Here is a 20232-nt window from a genome sequence, read left to right as displayed (position 1 = left end):
ACGCATCAGATTGGGTTTTATTTCTTAGCCGTAAGATTTATAGGACTTACGCAGTTTGCCTGTTCATCCGCCGAAACAAGCGGGTTCAAAACCTGTAAGGGCGACTTCAGTCGCCTTTTATCTGAATGGGCGACTGCCAACAGTAGGCGCTTTAGGCGAAGTCGCCCATTCAGGCTTGCGTAAGTCCTGATTTATTTACAGTCCGCCAGTAAAACTCGCTTTCCGCAACGATATCTCTGCCAGCCAATTGCCCAACGGGTTCAAACATCCGGAAAAGCCGTTATGTCCGACAAAAAACCTTGCCTGGTCGAGCGCAAGCAGATTTGGGTGAAAGTCGCTTAACCTGATGTCCCAAAAACGACGCATCAATAGCCAGGTGATGCATGATTGACAGGACAATAGCACGTTAAGATCGCATTAAGATTTAGGTGGTATCAACCATTAGTCGGGTTGCAAAGCCATCCAAACGCTCATTTAAAATCCAAGGCAAAAAGGCGGGGGCATGAATAAGTTAACTCAACATATTGTGCCGTACAGGTTCTGGCCCAGCACATTAATACGGCGCTGGATAGAGCGCCGAAGCGGGGGCGAGGTTATAAGCGGTCCATTTTTGGGCATGAAATATGTGAAGACCAGTGTTTGTAGCGAGTATGAGCCGAAATTGCTTGGTACTTATGAGCTGGAACTGAATACGGTATTCAAGCAACTCATCTCTCACGAATTTCAAACAATTGTAGATGTTGGCGCAGCTGAAGGATATTACGCGGTAGGGCTGGCCAGGCAATATACCGATTGCCATGTTATTGCATTTGAAGCTAATGAGCATGGTAGGGAGCTACTGGAACAAATGGCGTTGCTGAATGGCGTGCGGGATCGAATGCGGATCCGGGGATTTTGTGACGCCAAATCCTTAGCAGGCGCTTTGCTGGACTCAGGGCGCACGCTTGTCATTATGGACGTAGAGGGAGGAGAAAAACTTCTCCTGGATCCTGTGATGGTGCCTGAATTGCTTGATGCACATATTATTGTTGAGATACACGATTTTGTTGATTCGGAGTTAGGCAAATTAATATTGCACCGGTTTAAAGACTCACATCATATTCAGGATATTTCTATTAAGGAGCGATCTCTAAATGATTATCCGTTTGAAATTCCTGCATTAGCAGAAATGCTATTTCGGAATGCATTGTTAAATGCTATTTCTGAAATGCGCCATCATAATAGCCGCTGGTTCTATATGATGCCAAGGGACAGCCGCGGGTAAAACACGGGCGTTCTTGTTTTTATGCAATTGAAAATCCCGCGCGGCACTGCGTGGTCACATCCGTCGTTACATGATTCGCATCATGGACAGGCCGGCAAAATAACCGAAAATCCTGAGTTAGCTGGACGGGCCTGATTTAACGGGGGCTGACGGCAGGCTTTACGGCACGGAGCGCTTTAACTTACGCAGGTTGAATCCGGAGGTTGTCCGCATGCCGAAAAACTATCGCTCGGTGCCAAAAGGACTCGCTTGGGTCTGGCTGTTGTTCCTGTGCGGCGCGCTTGCCGTTGCCGAAGAGAGTTACCTGAAGCCGCGCCAGGCCATGATTAATGAAATCAGGGCCGGTGTCGAGATGAGCCAGCAGTTTCTCGAGAAAGGCGAGCTCGATGAACGCGTGCTGGAGGTTATGCTCAAAGTGCCCAGGCACCGGTTCGTGCCGGAGGATCAGCGCCCTTATGCCTATGACAACAGGCCGCTGCCGATCGGTTACGGGCAAACCATCTCCCAGCCTTATATCGTCGCCGTCATGACCGATCTGCTGAACCTTGAGAAAGGCGACCGGGTGCTTGAAATCGGTACCGGTTCAGGCTATCAGGCCGCCATTCTGGCGGAACTGACCGATGCGGTGTTTACCATAGAGATTATCGAGGAGTTGGGCCGGCAGGCCGGGGAACGCTTTGAACAGCTGAAGTACGACAACGTGCGGACCCTGGTCGGGGACGGCTATTATGGCTGGCCATCCGAGTCGCCTTTCGATGCGATTGTTGTAACCGCCGCCGCCAGCCATATTCCGCCGCCGCTGATCAAGCAGCTGAAGCCCGGAGGACGCATGATCATACCGGTCGGCAGCCGGTTCATGGTGCAGCATCTGGTGCTGGTCACCAAGGACGGGGACGGCAAGGTCACCACCCGGCAGGTTCTGCCGGTTGCCTTTGTACCGTTAACGGGTGAACACTAAATGACCGAAGCCAGGCCGACCGGTTCGTATCTACTGGCGATAGCCATTATCTCGGCGTCCGCGCTGGCGTACGAGGTACTGCTGATGCGCCTGTTCTCGATCATCCAGTGGCACCATTTCGCCTATATGATCATCAGCCTGGCGCTGCTCGGCTATGGCGTCAGCGGCGTCTTTCTGGCGCTGAACCGCGACGCGCTGCAGCGCCGGTTTCCGGCCGCGATCACGGCCAATATGCTGCTGTTCAGTTTGTCGGTGCCGGCCTGTTACGCCCTGGCCCAGATCATTCCCTTCAATCCCGAAGAGATTCTGTGGGCGCCGGTGCAGTTGTTCTATCTGCTGTTGTTGTACCTGCTGCTGGCATTGCCGTTCTTTTGTGCCGCCAATGTCATCGGCCTGTCTTTTTATCATTACCAGACCCGCGTGTCGTTTATTTACGCCGCGGATTTGACCGGCGCCGGCGCCGGCAGCGTCGGCATCATCCTGCTGCTGTTCCTGCTGTTTCCGGAAAAAATTCTGACCGTCTTGACCGGTCTGGGTATCGCGGCGGCCATCATCGTGTCGCATTACAGTTTTCGGGCGCGGCCGGAGGATACAAAGTTCCGGTTCAGTGCCGGCATTATTGTGGTTCTGGCGGCGACGGTCGCGATGACCGGCTGGCTCCGGCTCAATGTTTCGCCTTACAAAGGCGAGAAACAGATGCTGAGAATACCGGGCGCCAGGATCATCGACCGCTATTCCAGTCCGCTGGGCTTGATCAGCGTGGTCAAGAGCGCCATCACGCCGCTGCGCCATGCGCCGGGGCTGAGTCTTAATGCCACGACCGAGCCGCCCGAGCAGCTGGCCGTCTTTACCGATGCCGATGGCATGACCGCAATCAATCGTTACGACGGCAACCTGGAAACCTTGAGCTATCTGGACCAGACCACCTCGGCGCTGCCGTACCATCTGCGCTCGCTGCAAAACGTCCTGATCCTGGGGGCGGGTACCGGCAGCGACATTCTTCAGGCGCACTACCATGCCATACCCCGGATCGATGCGGTTGAGCTGAACCCGCAGATGATCGATCTGGTCGAGAATAAATATGCCGATTTCGCGGGCCATATTTATCAGCATCCGCAGGTCAGCCTGCACATAGGCGAGGCGCGCGGATTTGTCGCCACCAGCGATGAACGCTATGACCTGATCAACATTTCCCTGCTGGATGCGTTCGGGGCCTCGGCGGCCGGGCTTTATGCGCTGTCCGAGAGTTATCTGTATACCGAGCAGGCGATACAGGCCGATTTGCGGCATCTGTCGCCGGGCGGCTATCTGAGCATCACCCGTTGGGTCAAGATGCCGCCCCGCGACACGCTGAAAATGCTGGCAACGGTCGTGAATGCGTGCAAGGCGTTGAAGATAAAAGATCCTCAGCAGCGTATCGTGCTGATCCGCAGTTGGCAAACCAGCACGCTGCTGGTAAAAAACGGGCCTTTTACGGACCAGGAGATCGACAGCCTCAAGCGATTCAGCCGTGAACGCAGTTTCGACCTGGCTTATTATCCCGGCATCACGGCCGACGAGGTCAACCGGTTTAACATTCTGCCGCAGCCGTATTTCCATCAGGCGGCGAAGGCGCTGTTGGGCGCTGACGGCGAGACTTTTATCAAGGCCTACAAATTCAATATCGAGCCGGCGACGGACGACCGGCCTTATTTCTTTCATTTTTTCAAATGGAAAACCCTGCCCGAGATTGTGCCTTTATTGGGGCAGGGCGGCATGTCGTTGCTGGAAAGCGGCTATCTGTTGCTGATAGCCGCCCTGTTGCAGGCCTTGCTCGCCAGCCTGGTGTTGATCGCGCTGCCGCTGGTGCTGGGCAAGGACAGGCTGGGCATCAAATCCGGTGCCCAGGGCTATCGGCAGGTGCTGATTTATTTTGTCTGCCTGGGGCTGGCCTTCTTTTTTGTTGAGATCGCCTTCATTCAGAAATTCATCCTGATTCTGCATCATCCGATTTATGCCGTCACGGCGGTGTTATGCACGTTTCTGATCAGCGCCGGCGCGGGCAGTCTGTTTTCGAAAAGATTATGCGGCAACCGGGCAAAGGCGATGATCCGTTGGCCGGTTGCCGGCATCGTTTTATTCAGCGCGATTTATATCCTGGGCTTTGAATCCCTGACCGGCGCTTTGCTGGAACTGGGCGGCGGCAGCCGACTGCTGTTCTCGGTACTGCTGATTGCGCCGCTGGGCTTTTTTATGGGCATGCCGTTTCCGATGGCCATGGACAGCCTCGGCCGGACGGCGCCGACGCTGATCCCGTGGGCCTGGGGCATCAATGGCTGCGCCTCGGTCATCAGCGCGATACTGGCGACGTTGATCGCGATGCAATTCGGTTTTACCGTCCTGGTGTTTCTGGCCCTGCTGCTGTATGTGATTGCGGCGTTTAATTTTCCTTAGGCTTCGGTCGGCAATAATGTCCCACATTAAACATAGGATGCGCCGACGACAGGAGGCGCATCATCCGCGGGTGATGCGTTTCATTGCGCCGCCTGGAGCACATCAAAACGGCAAAACATCATTGAATTGATGGGGAAAAGCGAGTGGCCGCAGCGGGCTTGTCTGGCTCATTTTATAGATGTGTTGACATGATTTGTTATTTGTGGCATACCGCTAATCGTGCGTTACCATGCACAAAATGAATCCCGTCGTTAGATGTCACCGTCCTGTACAAGGAAGCATATATTACTGTCTGTTTACTGAGGAGGCATGTATGTTTTGCAACAATATCGGCAAACACACCGTTAAAAGTGTAAAAGATTCCGGAAAAATTATTGTTATGTCGGATAACTCGAAATGGGAAGTTTACTCGCTGGATAAATTCACATCGAAAGCTTGGGGCTTCGCCGACAGGGTTACCGTCAAGTCTGATATCGGCTCCAAGTTCAGAATTGAGCGCAAGACCCGAAACGGTAAAATCGAGAAGGTCAGGGCAACCTTTGTAAATTAACCATCCCGTTAAAATTCAAACGAAGAAAAGGCCGCGGCAAGCGGCCTTTTTATTGTTATTTCGCTGACGTTACGCACAGACAGAGGGGGCATGCCGTCCGCCGTGCCGGGGCATTGTTCAGCCCGGCCTTTCAAAGCCGCCGGTTCAGGATTCGGCATGGAATAATGGCCTGGTTTTAATGCGGATAACGATAGTGGGAGCGATGCCTACATCGCGATTTAAAATCGCCCGGCAAGTCGCGATGTAGGCATCGCTCCCACGAACCTGAAGAGATGGCGGAGGTTGTTTTTAGCCGCATCCTCAGGTGTCTGAGTCAATCCCGCTTGCGACACCCTTTATCAGGCAAATCCGGAATCAACGCCGCATCCCCGCCGGCGAACTGTAGCTGTCCAGCACGGCCAGGTAATTGGTACGTTCGAACGATTTGGGATCGGGACAAAACTGCTGGCTTAAACGGCCTTTCATGTCCTTGACCGAGGCGTATTCATGCTGCTCCATCCAGGCCGTCAGGCCGGCTTTGATGCGCGTCAGCTGTTCCGGCCCGTGCAGCAGCAGGGTGGCGCATAAGTGCGTGACATCGGCGCCGGACAACAGCAGCTTGATGACGTCGTCGGCCGTGTGCACACCGCCGGTCGCGGCCATCGACAGTTTGACCCGGCCGTAGAGAATGGCGATCCAGCGCATGGCCAGCAGCGCGTCGGCGGAGGTGGATAAGTGCAGTTGCGGGATGATTTGCAGGTTGTCGATATCAATATCGGGCTGGTAAAAACGATTGAACAGCGCCACGGCATCGGCGCCTTCGTTTTCCAGTTCCCTGATAAAATGCGGCAGTGCGCTGAAATAGGGAGACAGCTTCATCGCGATAGGAATATTGACCTGCCGGCGCAATGCCCGCAACAGTTCCAGATAGCGGTTTTCCACATCCATGTTGGATTCATAGAGATCCGTGTCCAGGTAATAGACATTCAGCTCCAGCGCATCGGCACCGGCATCTTCGAGCAATTTGCCGTTTTCCACCCAACCGTCCAGGGAAATGCCGTTGAGACTGGCGATGACCGGGATATTCAGCGTATCTTTCAGGGCTCCGAGATGCTCCAGGTACTGATCCAGCCCCTGTTGAAAATGACTGTCGAAAGGCAGGAAACTGTCGGCTTCGGGATGTCCTATGGTCTGGTGAATCAGAAAGCGCTCCGTCATCTTTTCCTCGTAGCGCAGTTCTTCCTCAAACAGCGAGTACATGACCACGGCCGACGCGCCGGCGTCTTCCAGGCGGCGCGCCGAATCGAGGCCGCGCGTCAGGGGCGAGGCGGAAGGCACCAGCGGGTTGGCCAGTTTAAGCCCCATGTAGTTTGTGCTCAGGTCTATGCTGCTCATGATCGGTCAGACTCCTGTTGGGTGTTGGCTGGCTGCGCGAACGATTGCTCGGCCTGCAGGCGATAATGCCGGTAACGGTTGTTGACATCGCGTTGCGACTGCTGCATGAGGCGTTCCGAATGCTCGGCGTGCGTGCGGCCGAGGACGCTGAAACGCGCTTCGGTCATGGCGAAGTCGCGATAGGGGATGGACGGTTTCTGGCTGTCGAGAAGCAGCGGATTCTGTCCCTGCGCCGCCCGCCTCGGATCGAAACGCAATAATGGCCAGTGGCCGCTGCGCACCGCCAGGTCCTGCTGCCGCAGGTTGTTCGACATGTCGACGCCGTGCGCGATACAGGGACTGTAGGCGATAATCAGCGAAGTGCCCGGATAGGATTCGGCTTCCAGAAACGCGTGCAGGGTCTGAATGTCCTTGGCGCCAAAGGCGACCTGGGCCACGTAAACCTGCTCGTAATCCATCGCCAGACGCGCCAGGTCTTTCTTGGGCGTGGCCTTGCCGGCGGCCGAGAACTTGGCGACGGCGCCCCGGGGCGTGGCCTTGGAGGTCTGTCCGCCGGTGTTCGAATACACCTCGGTATCGAGCAGCAGGATGTTCACATCGCGGCCGGCGGCAAACACATGGTCCAGGCCGCCGAAGCCGATGTCATAGCCCCAGCCGTCGCCGCCGATAATCCAGACGCTGCGCTTGACCAGGTTTTCCGATACCTTCAGCAGACGCTCCGCCGCATCGTTGGCGAGCGCCGGCAGCCGCCGGTTCAGCTCGCTGACGCGCTGGCGCTGCTCATAGATGCCGGCCTCGTCGCTTTGATCGGCCCCGAGAATCGCGTCGGCCAGTTCCGCCCCAACCGGATCGCGCAAGCCCTGCAGCAGCTCGCGCGCGTACTGGGTCTGCTGATCGATGGCAACGCGCATGCCCAGACCGAATTCGGCATTGTCCTCGAACAGCGAATTGGACCAGGCGGGGCCGCGCCCTTCGGCGTTTTTAGCCCACGGCGTCGCCGGCAGGTTGCCGCCATAGATGGACGAACAGCCGGTCGCGTTGGCGACCACCATGCGGTCGCCGAACAGCTGGCTGGCAAGCCGCAGATACGGGGTCTCGCCGCAGCCCGCGCAGGCGCTGGAAAATTCGAACAGAGGCTGCAGATGCATGGCTTCAGGCAGCTTATTGTGGTGCAGCAGGCGGCGGTCCGGCTCCGGAATTTTCAGGAAATAGTCCCAGTTTTCGCGCTCCTGGACGCGCAAAGGCGGCTGCGGCGCCATATTGACGGCTTTGCGCTCGGGGTTGTCGCGATCGCGGATCGGGCAGACCTGCACGCACAGGGTGCAGCCGGTGCAGTCTTCGGGCGCGACCTGATAACTGATCAACAGATCGCCGCCGAAGGCCTTGCTTTTGACCGGCACGGATTTGAACGTCGGCGGCGCGTTTTCGACGCTGTCGGCGGTAAACAGCTTGCTGCGGATCACGCTGTGCGGGCAGACAAACACGCACTTGCCGCACTGGATGCAGATATCGGGCTCCCAGACCGGGATCTCCAGGGCCAGATTGCGCTTTTCGAAGGCGGCGGTGCCGGTTTCAAAGGTGCCGTCGGCGGCAAAGCGGCTGACCGGCAGGAAGTCGCCGCGCCCGGCCATCATCTCGGCGGTCAGGCGCTGCACATAATCCGGCGCGTCGGCGGCCACGGCGGGCGGCATTTCGATCGCGCCGGTCGCCTGCGCGGGCACCGGGACCTGATGCAATTGGCTAAGCGCCGCGTCGATCGCGTCAAGATTGGCCTGCTGTATGCGCTTGCCGGCCTTGGCGTAGGTTTTCCGCCCGGCTTCCCTGATCGCGTCCAGCGCTTCATCCAGCGGCATGATATTGGACAGCGCGAAGAAGCAGGTCTGCATGACGGTATTGATGTGCCGTCCCAAACCGCATGTTCTGGCGATTTCGTAGGCGTCGATCACGTAAAAGGCGATGTTTTTCTCGATCATGGCCTCCTGGAAACGGCGCGGCAGGCTGTTCCAGGCCTGCTCGGCGGCAACCGGGGTATTCAGCAGGAATACCGCGCCCGGTGCCGCCTTGTCGAGCATCGGGTAGCGCTCGAGAAACACCGATTGATGGCAGGCGACAAAGCGCGCGTCGTTGTCGCCGATCAGATAGCTGGAACGGATTTTCTCGGGCCCGAAACGCAGGTGCGAGACTGTGACGGCACCGGCTTTTTTGGAATCGTAGACAAAATAGCCCTGGGCATTGAGCGGCGTTTTATCGCCGATGATCTTGATGGCATTCTTGTTGGCGCTGACCGTGCCGTCGCTGCCCAGTCCGAAAAAAACCGCGCTGACCGTGGCCTGGGCGGCATCGGTGCGAAACGACGGGTCCCAGGCCAGATGGGTATGGGTGACATCGTCGATGATGCCGACCGTGAACGGGTGCTTGGGCCGCTCCCTGGCCAATTCATCGAAAATGCCTTTAATCATGGCCGGCGTGAATTCCTTCGAGGACAGGCCGTAGCGGCCGCCGACGATTTTGGGCAAGTGCTCAAACCGGGGATTGCCGCCCAGATAATTCTGCATGATAGCGGTCAGGACATCCTTGTATAGCGGTTCGCCATCGGCGCCGGGCTCCTTGGTCCTGTCCAGCACCGCCAGACTGCGCAGCGTGGCCGGCAAGGCGTCGATCAAGACCTCGGCGGCGAACGGGCGGAACAGCCGGACTTTCAGCACGCCGACTTTTTCTCCGTGCGCGGTTAAGTGGCGGACGGTCTCCTCGGCGGTTTCGGCCCCGGAGCCCATCAGCACGATGACCCGTTCGGCCTCCTCGGCCCCGACGTAGTCGAACAGATGATAATGGCGGCCGGTCAATTCGGCGAAACGGTCCATGGCAGCCTGAACGATGCCGGGCATGGCCTGGTAATACGGATTGGCGCTTTCCCGCGCCTGAAAAAACACATCGGGATTCTGGGCGCTGCCGCGCAGGACCGGATGGTCCGGCGACAAGGCGCGCCGGCGGTGCAGGTCGACCAGGTTCTCATCGATCAAGGCGCGCACCGTCGCCTGGTCGACAGGCTCGATCGTGGCGATTTCATGCGAGGTCCTGAAGCCGTCGAAAAAATGCAGGATGGGAATACGCGCGGCCAGCGTTGCCGCCTGGGCGATCAGGGCGAAGTCCATGACTTCCTGCACCGAATTGGCCGACAGAAACGCGAAGCCCGTCGTCCGGGCCGCCATCACGTCGCTATGGTCGCCGAAAATCGACAAGGCATGCGTCGCCAGCGTGCGGGCCGCGACATGGAAAACCGTTGACGTCAGCTCGCCGGCAATCTTGTACATATTCGGAATCATCAGCAGCAATCCCTGCGAGGCTGTGAATGTCGTGGTCAGCGCGCCGCTTTGCAAGGCCCCGTGCACGGCGCCGGCCGCGCCGCCCTCGCTTTGCATTTCAATGACCTGCGGCTGCGCGCCCCAGATATTGTTGCGTCCTTCCGAAGCCCAACTGTCGGACAACTCCCCCATCGGCGAGGCCGGCGTAATCGGGTAGATCGCGATGACTTCATTAGTCAGATACGCGACCCGCGCGGCTGCTTCATTGCCGTCAATCGTGATAGTGCTTGCTTTTGACATCAATCATCCCCTTGCAAATAACTGCTGTTTCAGAACCAATCAGGGTTCTGTCGCAACTGTTCGATAGTAAGTTGCCTCAATTGATTCCTGATAACAGCCGGAAAACAGGATATTAGCCGCTATTTCCCGGAACGGCCATACAAACATTGGTTCTTCGCACCCAAGCATAGCTTAAATGCTTGAGGAATGAACAGAATTTGAGGGGCTCTGTCTTAGCCTCAAAGACAGCTTAATTTTTTACCGAAGACTGTTCCACAATGTGTTAAATAAAACAAAAAACAGAGGTGTGTCATGGCATTAAAAGAAGACTTTGAAAACCTGCTTGAATCCTTAAAAACCGAGCGCGATGAAATTAAATTGAAACTGCATTTAGGTTCCATGGAAGCCAGGGACGAATTTGAGAACGTTGAAAAAAACTGGAACGCGTTTACCCGGAAAGCGGCCGACATCTCCGATGATACGGTGGAAACTTCGGAAGAATTTATCGAAAAGACAAAAATAGTCGGCGAGGAATTGAAAGCAACCTATGACCGGATCAGGGCAAGGTTGTCGAAATAATCTTTTGGCCGATAAGCATGGACAGGTGCCTGGCCGAAGCTTGCGATGCGGCCCATTCGAATCAAAGGGAGATGTATCGTACGGTTGCATTGTAGGGGCGGACCTGCGTGTCCGCCCTGTTTCGGGTGCACGACGGATCATCGGCAAACCATTGGCCGAGGGTGCACACCGTAGGGGCGGACCTACGTGTCCGCCCTGTTTCCGGTGCACACGGATCAGCGGCAAACCATTGGCCGAGGGTGAACCGTTGAGCAAGGGCAAACACACAGGTTCGCCCCCACGAGGTTGCCGAAACAACCGCCAGTACCGATCCGGCTAACAGTTTCGCACACGCTCCACAATGTCCTCATATCCGCGCAGGTAATTGAAATGAGCGGGCTTGCCATGCACGCCCTCATCCAGATCATGGCCGATTTCATCGAAATGGTCGGCAGGCCAGGGCGGGGCAATAGCTTCCCACCCGACAGGCAGGGCCGAGGAAACCGGCACCATGCCGTCATTGTCCCCCCCGGTGATTTTGGCGATGTAGCGATAGGCGGGCAGCAACAGCTTGCAGGTCTTTAAAGGGCCCTCGCGCCCGCTGCCGGCCACGCAGAAATAATTCAGCCGCGGGTTGTCGATATAGGTGTCGTTGAATTCGCGCATGGATTCCGCGGTTAAATCGTGCAAAGCATCAAGCCAATGGAATTTATCGGCTATGTCGCGAATGACGCCTTCGATGGCGCCCATTAAGGGTATTTCCGATTCGCCGTCCGCGAATGATTCACAAAGATCGGCCAGCGGCGAGCCTTGATGCGGCGTGCCGATGGTGGTCAGCGAGCAGACCTGATCGGCGATATTGCCGGGATTGGCCGGCGACAGCAGGTAGCGGCCGTCCAGTCCGCCCATGCTATGGGCGATGATATGGACTTTCTCGTCCGGATTCAGTACGGACGGCGCGCCGGTCTGGCCCAGCGCCTCGAGAATCTGCCGCTTCAATTCCTCGCCGCGCACGTCAATGCCGCCGATCGGAGGCACTTGGGTGACCCGCACCCGCGCCTGAAACCGGCGTTCCAGATGCTCCTTGATGCCGTTGAAGTAGTCGACTTGTAAAACAGGCAGGGTATCAAACCCGAGCAGGCCATGGGTCAGGACGATGTTCATATTGCACCTCAACAGATTATTGTGACGAGCCCCTTAACGGGAGTCCTGTAAAGCCGGCATGCTCGCTCATTTCACCCATAAAATAGGCTGGGCTCCCGTAGGCACGCTGACGTCGGGATGGCTGGGTATGATTCTGGGCGTATAGTCCGAAATCGGCCGCTTGGCCGGGATCTCGACGCTGTAGACGAAACCGTTGACCGCCCCGGGGAGTTCATGGTCGATACGCATTTCATAAATATTATCGGCATCGCCGTAGGTCGGTTCCGCGAATAGTTCGACCTTGACATCCTGTGCCGTTAAATCGCCCAGATAAACCTGCAGCCTGAAAGAATATACGCTCTCCCTGTTTTCGATTTCGACATGGGCGACGTGAATTTTTGGCCACAGGTCATTCAGGCGGGCCAGCCAGCGGGCCAGGTCTCGGCCTGACCGGGCGCCGTTCGCGGCGCGGCGTTGATATTGATCCGCCAGGGACAGATAAAAACGGTCGGTATATTCGCGCACCATGCGGTTGGCGGAGAAATAAGGCGTCAAGGTGGTCATGCTCTCGCGCATCTTGGCTACCCAGCGCTCGGGAATGCCGCTGTCGTTGCGCCGGTAGAAAGCCGGGACGATCTCGTTTTCCAGCAGGCCGTACAACATGTCGGCCTGCTGGGCATCGGTGTGCTCGGCTTCGTGCCCGTTCAGCGCCCAGCCGACTTCCGGCCGGTAGGCCTCGGCCCACCAGCCGTCCAGCTCGGACAGATTCAGGCCGCCGTTGACCAGGATTTTCATGCCGCTGGTGCCACAGGCTTCCCAGGGGCGCCTTGGCGTATTGATCCACAGGTCGACGCCTTGCACCAGGTATTCGGCGGTGATCATGTCGTAATCGCTCAGGAAGATCGCGCGTTCGCGGATTTCCGGCCGCCGTATGAACTGGTGCCAGGCCTTGATCAAGCGCTGGCCCGGCAGGTCCGCCGGATGCGCCTTGCCGGAGACGACCAGCTGCACGGGCCTGTGAGGATCGGTCAACAGGCGCGCCAGCCGTTCGGGATCGGTCAGCAGCAGGTTGGGTCTTTTATAGGTGGCGAAACGGCGGGCAAAGCCGATAGTCAATACGTTCGGGTCGAACAGGCGCAACACCAGATCTTCCAGTTCGGTGTCGGATAAGGTGCTGTGCACGTTCAGTTCCCGGCTGTACTCGTCGCGGACGAACTGCACCAGCCGGGAACGGTTCTGGGCGCGTAAATTCCAGAGGTCGTGGTCCTTGACGTGGCGGAATTGGGCGGCCAGATGATCCGGATCGCAAAACCAGCGGTTCTTGCCGCACAAATTGGTCCAGAGCTCGTCGGCTTCCATGGAATCCCAGGCTGGCACATGGACGCCATTGGTGACATGGGTGACCGGGATTTCGTATTTCGGCCAGCCTGGAAACAAGGGGAGGAAAATATTCCGGCTGACCTCGGCGTGCAAGCGGCTGACGCCATTGACGGCGGCGCTGCCGCGGATGGCCAGACAGGCCATGTTGAAAGGCGCCGCCGGGTTGTTGTCGCCGGGATTTCGCCCCAGAGCCAGCAAGGTATCGAGGTCGATATTCAGGGCCTTGGCATAAAGGCCCAGGCTGTTCTTGATCAATTCGGGGCTGAACCGGTCAAAGCCGGCCTCGACCGAGGTATGGGTGGTAAACAGGTTGCCGGCGCGCGTTACCGTCAAGGCCGTCGCGAAATCGACGCGATGCGCGTTCATGAAATGACGCGCGCGCTCAAGCACCAGCAGCGCGGCATGGCCTTCGTTCAGATGGCAGACTTCTGGGGTGATGCCCAGTGCCTGCAAAACCTGCCAGCCACCGATGCCCAGCAGGATCTCCTGCGACAGCCGGTATTCGGACTCGCCGCCGTACAGCTCGGCCGTGATGCAGCGGTCCACCGGATGATTGGCCGGATCGTTGGAATCGAGCAAATACAGTTTGATGCGGCCGATCTGTGCCTGCCATACCCGCACCCATAAACGGGACGGCGTCAACAACTGTATGCGCAGCCATTCGCCATGATTGATGCGCACGGGGCAAACCGGCAAGTCGCTGGTTTCGCTGGACGGATAAAGGGCGATCTGGTTGCCGTCGGCATCGAAGGCCTGGCGGAAATAGCCTTTCTGGTAGAGCAGGCCGACGCCTACCAACGGCAGGCCCAGGTCGTTGGCGGCCTTCAAGTGATCGCCGGCCAGCAGGCCGAGCCCGCCCGAATAAATGGGCAGGGCCTCGCTGAGACCGAATTCCATGCTGAAATAGGCGATTTTCCGCAGGGCGATGTCCTGCCGCTTCTTGGTCTGGAACCAGCGCTGTTCCGACAAGGCCTGGCGATGGGCCGAAACGATGGTGCGCAGCTTCTCGCAGAAGGCTTCGTTTTGCGACAGGTCTTCCAGGCGCGCGCGCGATATAGCCTGCAACACCAGCCAGGGGTTGCGGGTTTGCGCCCAGAATTCGGCATCCAGCTCGCGCCATATCTCATCAGCGCCATGGACCCAGGAGTAACTGCAATCCCGGGCCAGATCGCTCAATCCGTCGAGTTTCTGTTCCATATCGGGGCGAAAATATTTGGGGATGGTCATGTGTTACGGGCTCCATAAGAACGGCAGTGTAAGAATATAGGACAAGTGTACTTCGCGCCTGGGTATCGGATCCCACGGAGGACCATGGGATCCAGGGGCTCGGCCAATACACGTCCGGCCAGATATACTCGTACCCACGCTCCTCAGACTGTGAAAGAATTAGTGAAAAGCGTCATAAAAAGCCTTATTCACCACGAAGATCACGAAGGACACGAAGAAAAAATAAAATTAATCAATAACTTAAAACTTCGTGTGCTTCGTGTCCTTCGTGGTTAAATCTTTTAAATTGAATACTTTCACAGTCTCTCCTGCGTGGGAATGCATACTAAGGAACGCGCATAAAATAACTTCCTCAAGTGCGCGGATGAATTTCCGGTGTAGGTGCGGATTTATTTATGCCCTATGGGTACGGTATCCGCACAGTGCGAATACCCTGAAGGGCACAAGTGAATTCGCACCTACAATTTACCCGTCATAATTAAATCCGACAGCCTCCTAGCTTTCGTTATTTTTCGACGATTCCTTCTCGGCCCTCAGGTGGAATTCCTTGTTCAGCGAGGTAAATTGCAACAGCTGGGCTTCGACCTTGCCGTTGAACGAGGCCGGCGGATATTTGCCCTGCTCGTCGACGACTCCGGCTTCCATGCCGGTCAGCAGTTCAAGCGCTTCGTCCACGGTGGTGACGGCGTAGATATGAAACTGGCCGGACTGGGCCGCGTGCACGACATCCCAGCGCAGCATCAGGAACTTGACGTTCGTGGACGGAATGATGACGCCTTGCGTGCCGGTCAGGCCCTTTTTGACGCAGATATCGAAGAAGCCTTCTATTTTTTCATTGACGCCGCCTATCGGCTGCACATGGCCCAGCTGGTTGATCGAGCCGGTGATCGCCAGATCCTGCCGCAGAGGCACCTGGGCCAGCGACGACAGAATGACGCACAGTTCGGCCAACGAGGCGCTGTCACCGTCGACGTGGCCGTAGGACTGCTCGAACACCAGGCTGGCGGACAGCGAGAACGGGCTGTTGCGGGCATAGCGCGAGGCGATGAAGCTCGACAGGATCAGCACGCCTTTGGAATGAAGGGCGCCGCCCAGTTCGGTTTCGCGTTCGATATCGACCACTTTGCCGGTGCCAAGACGCGTCGTGGCCGTAATGCGCGACGGCTGGCCGAAGGCGAATTCGCCCAGTTGCAGCACCGACAGGCCGTTGATCTGGCCCGTCACCTTGCCCTCGGTATCGATCAGCACGGTGCCGCGATCGATATTCTCATAGAGTTTTTCCCTGAGCTTGTCGAGCCGGTAAATCTTATGGTCGATGGCTTTCTGGACATCGCTGTTGGCGATCAGGGAATGGCCGTTTTCCTCGGCCCAATGGTCGGATTCCGTCAACAGATCCTTGATGCTGCGCAGGTGCGTCAACAGCTTCTCGGCATCGCCGGCCATGCGGGAGCTGTGCTCGATGACCCGGGCAACGGCCGCCGGACTCAACGGCCGCAATTTTTCGTGCTTGGCAATCGTGGCCAGCAGACGGGCGTATTCATGGGTGCTGTTTTCCCGGACAACGGAGACGTCGAAATCGGCGGCCACCTTGAACAGGTCGTGGAACTCGGGGTCATAGGCGCTTAACAGGTAATACAGCAGCGGATCGCCGAACAGGATAATCTTTACCTCCAGCGGTATGGGCTCCGGTTCCAGGGACGAGGTGCTGATCAGGCTGAGTGTCCGCTCCAGCGGCTCGATGCGGATTTCACGGGCCTGCAGCGTTCGTTTAAGGCTCTCCCAGGCATACGGCTGAAACAGGATTTTCCGGGCGTCGATGATCAGGTAGCCGCCGTTGGCCTTATGCAAGGCGCCTGGCTTGATCATGGTGAAATCGGTGATCAACGAGCCCATATAGGCCTGGTGATCGGTATGGCCGATCAGGTTGCTGTAATTCGGCAGGTCCTCGTAGACCACGGGGGCGGCGCGCTTGTTGCTGAAATCGACGATCAGGTTGACCTGATAGCGTTTCAGCGGATTGGAATCCTGTTGAAAATCCATAAACGGCAGCATTTTTTCGGTATGCGGAACGAAATCCCGGACGTGCTCGATGATGTCTTTCTGCACGTCATTCAGATAACTGATGACGTCCGGTTGATCGGCGTATTTTTCGATCAGCTCGTCGATGGAATGGTTGACGGCCAGGGCCGCGACTTCTCGATTCAGCGCCTGCAGCTTGCGCTTGGTTTCCTTGCGCCAGATCGGGAATTTTTTCAGCAGTTGCTGCAGGCGTTCCTGCAGGTTGAAAATCGTGTTTTGTATTTGGTGCTGCTGCTCTTTATCGAGCTTGTTGAACTGCTCGGGCGTCAGCGCGACGCCGTTTTCATCGGCCGGCGCGAAACCGTAGCCGGTGACCGTTTCGGTCAGCAGGATATGGGCGTTTTCGGCTTCCTCGCGCAACTGGTTCAATTCATGGATTTCCCGCTGGCGCGATTCGCTTTCGATCTCGCCGGCGCGGGAGCGGTATTCGTCACCGTCGAATGCCGAGGGTATGGCGATGCTCAGTTCGTCGATCAACTGCTCCATGTCATGCCGGAAAATCCTGCCTTGTCCCGGCGCCAGTCGGATGGCGGTCGGCTTGGCCGGCTGGCTGAAATTGTTGACGTAACACCAGTCCGAGGGCACGGGGCGGTGGAAGGCTTCATGTTCGGCCAGTTGCTTGATGGTGGTGAACTTGCCGGTGCCGGAAGGCGCCATCGCGAAAATGTTGTAACCGCTTTTGTTGATCCGGATGCCGAATTTGATCGCCTCCATGGCGCGTTCCTGGCCGACAATGATATCGATGTTTTCAAGCTCGTCAGTGGAATTGAATTTTAACTGCTCGATATTGCACGGTTTATAAAGTTGTGACGGAGCCAGCGGTGTATTTTTCATAGAATGAACCTTGCTTGGAAGCCTTGGTTTTTATCAGTTGTTATGAATGTTTCATGCCCGGGCGGGACGAGAAACTTACCCTGTTATAAAGGCTCCAACTAACGGCAATGTCATGATATAAAGAGACAACTATGGCTTTATAAAAGTTCTCGCCTGGTGCTTGTCGAGCCTTTGCCGGCAGGGCTTTTACATTATAGCCACATTTGTATGGCACGTTCACTTTACCCCTTTCCCATGCTAAAGCGGAGCCGATTCGCACTATGGAATATAAAGATTATTACAAAATAATGGGGCTTTCCAGGGACGCCTCGCCAGAGGAGATAAAGCGGGCCTACCGCAAACTGGCCCGCAAATACCATCCCGATGTCAGCAAGGAGCCCGATGCCGAGACGAAGTTCAAAGAACTGGGCGAGGCCTACGAAGTGCTTAAAGACCCTAAAAAGCGCGCCGCCTATGATCAGGTCGGCCGTGGCTGGCAGGAGGGGCAGTCCTTTACGCCGCCGCCTGATTGGGGCTTTGATTTCGGTGCCGAGCAGGGCTTCACCGGTACGGGGGGCGGATTCAGCGATTTTTTCGAGGCGCTGTTCGGGCGCGGTTTCGGCGCCGGGCGGGGCGGCGTCTACGGCAGGCAGGCGCACATGCAGGGCAGCGACCAGCACGCCAGGATACAGATCGATCTGGAGGACGCTTACCGCGGCGCCGACAGCCTGATTTCCCTGAACGTACCGCAAACAGACAGCCAAGGCCACCTGGTTTCAAGCGTGCGGACCTTAAATGTCAAGATTCCGAAAGGCATCAAGGCCGGGCAGCGCATCCGCCTGGCAGGGCAGGGCATGCCAGGAGTCGGCGGCGGCCGCAGCGGCGATTTGTATCTGGAAATTGAATTCAAGCCCCACCGTTATTTTCGCGCCGAGGGGCGCGATATTCATCTTGAACTGCCGGTCACGCCGTGGGAGGCCGCCCTGGGCGCCACCGTTCCGGTGCCGACGCTGGGCGGCACCGTCGAATTGAAAGTCCCGGCCGGCTCGCAAGCCGGCAAGCAGTTGCGCCTGAAAAGCCGCGGTCTGCCCGGAACGCCTGCCGGCGATCAGTATGTGACCTTGAAGATCGTCACGCCGTCGGCCAGAACCGATGAAGCAAAAGCCCTGTATGAGCAAATGGCCAAAGTGATGCCGATGAATCCGCGTGCGGCGATGGGGGTATGAAATGAAAAATGAGATAATCGTGATTTCCGGTATAGTGCTCGATGAAAGCATGCGCTTTACGTTGGTCGAGCTGTGCGAGTTCGCCAAAACCAGTCCCGAGCAGGTCATTGAAATGGTGGAAGAAGGCGTGCTGGAACCCGAAGGTTCTTCCGTTTATACCTGGCGTTTCGACACGTACGCCCTGAAGCGCCTGCAGATTGCCTTAAGGTTGCAGCAGGATTTGGACATCAATCTGCCGGGCAGCGCGCTGATCCTGGATTTGCTGGAAGAAATGGAAAGATTGAGGCGATAGTTAAATTTAACGTTCTATTGTTCTTCCATGCCACGTCAGACGCATGCCGCGGCTTCCCGGATTGAGCTGTAAGCGCCGGACCAGACGTCAGTATCTGGAACGTGGGTCTACCTGTCTGAGTTGGCGATTGCATCGCTAAGTATAAAGGCTCGGATTATCTGCAAATGAGCTTGCATTTCAGTGGCATGGACTCATAATTTATTGCAACTAAAATACCGGGGCCCGACCCTTTGCAATTGACGCAGTCCGGCAATTTAGGATTTGTTCGTCAATCATGTCCCTGTTTAAACATAGGATGTGCCGACGACAGGAGGCGCATCATTTGCGAGCAATGCGCTTCGCTGTGCTCTCAGCTCATCCTATGCAAGATTCCAGTTTCAGGAAGTCATTTTTAGCCAAATTCTTAGCCGCTCACTCGATTTATTGCCGTCCTTCACAACAATTCAAAATTCGGTCTTTGAACTTATTAACGGCCGTTTTTTTACGGGGACTCATCCAGGACATGGCTTAACGCGGTCCAACTGACAGCGTGGGGCACATGTAATTGTTGGGTCAGTTTATCGATCACTCTTTCCATCTGGATCGACTCACCGTGGAACAGTCAGGAATTCGTAGCCAAACAACAGTAATAAAGGCGTACCGAACAGCAAACGCCCGCTCCGAAGACGGACTGGATAATAGACGTGACCACTACAGTGAGCATGATTTCGACTGGCATGAGATTTTTCCATGTAATTAAATTAAAGCCAAGTCATAGTCCTGCTAGACCGTTCTATTGTAACTAGATAATATTGAGCGACAGAAGTGTATTGTTCACCGTAACTTACCGGTCAGCACTCGACAGCCCCTCAACTAACCGAAATCAATCCGATGAATGAGCTAATAGACTACAAAGCGCTTATTAACAAAGCCGTAAATCAGTGGGTCGACAAACTACAGAATACGGTTTATTCGAACACCCGATTCGATCACTTTGCCCGCTCGTGGGCCCGTTTGACCGGCAAACCGCTCGCCTTCAATATCGCGATACTGGTCATCCTGTCGTGGATCATCACCGGCCCGCTGTTCGGTTTTAGCGATACCTGGCAATTGATCATCAACACCGCCACGACCATCGTGACATTTCTGATGGTGTTCTTGATCCAACACACGCAAAATCGTGACACCGATGCGCTGCAGGTCAAGCTGGACGAGTTGATTCGAGTCATCGAAGGCGCCAATGACGAATTGCTGGACCTGGAAGAGATGGAAGAAGAAGAGCTCGCGCTGTTGCGCAAGCAGTATCTGGAATTAGCCCGTATTTCGCGGCAAAGAAAGGCTAAACAAAAAAGCGCTCAATAATGCGGCCGGCCCC

At 56.4% G+C, this 20232-nt stretch carries 13 protein-coding genes; 8 read left to right on the top strand and 5 right to left on the bottom strand.

Features of this window, described 5'->3' with window-relative positions; genetic code table 11:
• The first annotated feature begins 502 nt into the window (after nucleotides 1-502).
• The 4 genes from METMA_RS0103335 to METMA_RS0103320 all read left to right on the top strand — a co-directional run bounded on the left by METMA_RS0103335 (nucleotide 503) and on the right by METMA_RS0103320 (nucleotide 5205).
• Nucleotides 503-1264: a class I SAM-dependent methyltransferase gene (locus tag METMA_RS0103335; protein WP_020157653.1), complete on the top strand. Its 762-nt coding sequence runs from the start codon at nucleotides 503-505 to the stop codon at nucleotides 1262-1264.
• Between the two features lie 211 nt (nucleotides 1265-1475).
• The gene (locus tag METMA_RS0103330) at nucleotides 1476-2222 is read left to right on the top strand and encodes a protein-L-isoaspartate(D-aspartate) O-methyltransferase (protein WP_020157652.1); all 747 of its coding nucleotides are present in this window, start codon (nucleotides 1476-1478) and stop codon (nucleotides 2220-2222) included.
• Nucleotides 2223-4655, top strand: a complete 2433-nt coding sequence (locus METMA_RS0103325; RefSeq protein WP_020157651.1) for a spermine/spermidine synthase domain-containing protein — start codon at nucleotides 2223-2225, stop codon at nucleotides 4653-4655.
• Nucleotides 4656-4968: 313 nt separating this feature from the next.
• Nucleotides 4969-5205, top strand: a complete 237-nt coding sequence (locus tag METMA_RS0103320; protein WP_020157650.1) for a hypothetical protein — start codon at nucleotides 4969-4971, stop codon at nucleotides 5203-5205.
• Between the two features lie 354 nt (nucleotides 5206-5559).
• Here the strand turns inward: METMA_RS0103320 and METMA_RS0103310 are convergent, their stop codons facing one another.
• Nucleotides 5560-6579, bottom strand: coding sequence for a dihydroorotate dehydrogenase-like protein (locus tag METMA_RS0103310; protein WP_020157648.1), 1020 nt, complete (start codon nucleotides 6577-6579; stop codon nucleotides 5560-5562).
• Entirely contained in the window at nucleotides 6576-10181 is a 3606-nt protein-coding gene (gene nifJ, locus METMA_RS0103305) for a pyruvate:ferredoxin (flavodoxin) oxidoreductase (RefSeq protein ID WP_020157647.1), read from the bottom strand. Before nifJ ends, METMA_RS0103310 begins: the two co-directional genes overlap by 4 nt.
• 291 nt (nucleotides 10182-10472) lie before the next feature.
• On the opposite strand from nifJ, the gene METMA_RS0103300 reads away from it, so the two are divergent.
• Nucleotides 10473-10739, top strand: a complete 267-nt coding sequence (locus tag METMA_RS0103300; protein WP_020157646.1) for a hypothetical protein — start codon at nucleotides 10473-10475, stop codon at nucleotides 10737-10739.
• Nucleotides 10740-11054: 315 nt separating this feature from the next.
• Here the strand turns inward: METMA_RS0103300 and METMA_RS25660 are convergent, their stop codons facing one another.
• The 3 genes from METMA_RS25660 to METMA_RS0103285 form a co-directional block, all read right to left on the bottom strand.
• Complete coding sequence (locus METMA_RS25660) at nucleotides 11055-11882, bottom strand: lipase family alpha/beta hydrolase (protein ID WP_020157645.1); 828 nt, start codon at nucleotides 11880-11882, stop codon at nucleotides 11055-11057.
• Between the two features lie 66 nt (nucleotides 11883-11948).
• Complete coding sequence (glgP, locus tag METMA_RS0103290; protein WP_020157644.1) at nucleotides 11949-14468, bottom strand: alpha-glucan family phosphorylase; 2520 nt, start codon at nucleotides 14466-14468, stop codon at nucleotides 11949-11951.
• Nucleotides 14469-14963: 495 nt separating this feature from the next.
• Nucleotides 14964-17381, bottom strand: coding sequence for a Lon protease family protein (locus METMA_RS0103285; RefSeq protein ID WP_020157643.1), 2418 nt, complete (start codon nucleotides 17379-17381; stop codon nucleotides 14964-14966).
• Between the two features lie 260 nt (nucleotides 17382-17641).
• Here METMA_RS0103285 and METMA_RS0103280 point away from each other — a divergent pair, with 260 nt between their 5' ends.
• The 3 genes from METMA_RS0103280 to METMA_RS0103270 all read left to right on the top strand — a co-directional run bounded on the left by METMA_RS0103280 (nucleotide 17642) and on the right by METMA_RS0103270 (nucleotide 20219).
• Nucleotides 17642-18586: a DnaJ C-terminal domain-containing protein gene (locus METMA_RS0103280; RefSeq protein WP_020157642.1), complete on the top strand. Its 945-nt coding sequence runs from the start codon at nucleotides 17642-17644 to the stop codon at nucleotides 18584-18586.
• A gap of 1 nt (nucleotide 18587) precedes the next feature.
• Nucleotides 18588-18878 (top strand): chaperone modulator CbpM, encoded by a 291-nt coding sequence (locus tag METMA_RS0103275; protein ID WP_020157641.1) that lies wholly within the window; start codon nucleotides 18588-18590, stop codon nucleotides 18876-18878.
• 870 nt (nucleotides 18879-19748) lie between these two features.
• Nucleotides 19749-20219 carry a low affinity iron permease family protein gene (locus METMA_RS0103270; RefSeq protein WP_020157640.1) on the top strand — a complete coding sequence of 157 codons (471 nt, stop codon included), beginning with the start codon at nucleotides 19749-19751 and terminating at the stop codon, nucleotides 20217-20219.
• The last annotated feature ends 13 nt before the right edge of the window (nucleotides 20220-20232 follow it).

This window comes from Methylobacter marinus A45, from assembly GCF_000383855.1.
Lineage (GTDB): Bacteria > Pseudomonadota > Gammaproteobacteria > Methylococcales > Methylomonadaceae > Methylobacter > Methylobacter marinus.
This window is presented reverse-complemented; position numbering and strand designations above follow the sequence as displayed.

Coding starts and splice junctions, on each gene's coding strand:
- nifJ (WP_020157647.1), bottom strand. CDS start 10,181: ATGTCAAAAGCAAGCACTATCACGATTGACGGCAATGAAGCAGCCGCG.
- METMA_RS0103275 (WP_020157641.1), top strand. CDS start 18,588: ATGAAAAATGAGATAATCGTGATTTCCGGTATAGTGCTCGATGAAAGC.
- glgP (WP_020157644.1), bottom strand. CDS start 14,468: ATGACCATCCCCAAATATTTTCGCCCCGATATGGAACAGAAACTCGAC.
- METMA_RS0103285 (WP_020157643.1), bottom strand. CDS start 17,381: ATGAAAAATACACCGCTGGCTCCGTCACAACTTTATAAACCGTGCAAT.
- METMA_RS0103310 (WP_020157648.1), bottom strand. CDS start 6,579: ATGAGCAGCATAGACCTGAGCACAAACTACATGGGGCTTAAACTGGCC.
- METMA_RS0103300 (WP_020157646.1), top strand. CDS start 10,473: ATGGCATTAAAAGAAGACTTTGAAAACCTGCTTGAATCCTTAAAAACC.
- METMA_RS25660 (WP_020157645.1), bottom strand. CDS start 11,882: ATGAACATCGTCCTGACCCATGGCCTGCTCGGGTTTGATACCCTGCCT.
- METMA_RS0103320 (WP_020157650.1), top strand. CDS start 4,969: ATGTTTTGCAACAATATCGGCAAACACACCGTTAAAAGTGTAAAAGAT.
- METMA_RS0103335 (WP_020157653.1), top strand. CDS start 503: ATGAATAAGTTAACTCAACATATTGTGCCGTACAGGTTCTGGCCCAGC.
- METMA_RS0103270 (WP_020157640.1), top strand. CDS start 19,749: ATGAATGAGCTAATAGACTACAAAGCGCTTATTAACAAAGCCGTAAAT.
- METMA_RS0103330 (WP_020157652.1), top strand. CDS start 1,476: ATGCCGAAAAACTATCGCTCGGTGCCAAAAGGACTCGCTTGGGTCTGG.
- METMA_RS0103325 (WP_020157651.1), top strand. CDS start 2,223: ATGACCGAAGCCAGGCCGACCGGTTCGTATCTACTGGCGATAGCCATT.
- METMA_RS0103280 (WP_020157642.1), top strand. CDS start 17,642: ATGGAATATAAAGATTATTACAAAATAATGGGGCTTTCCAGGGACGCC.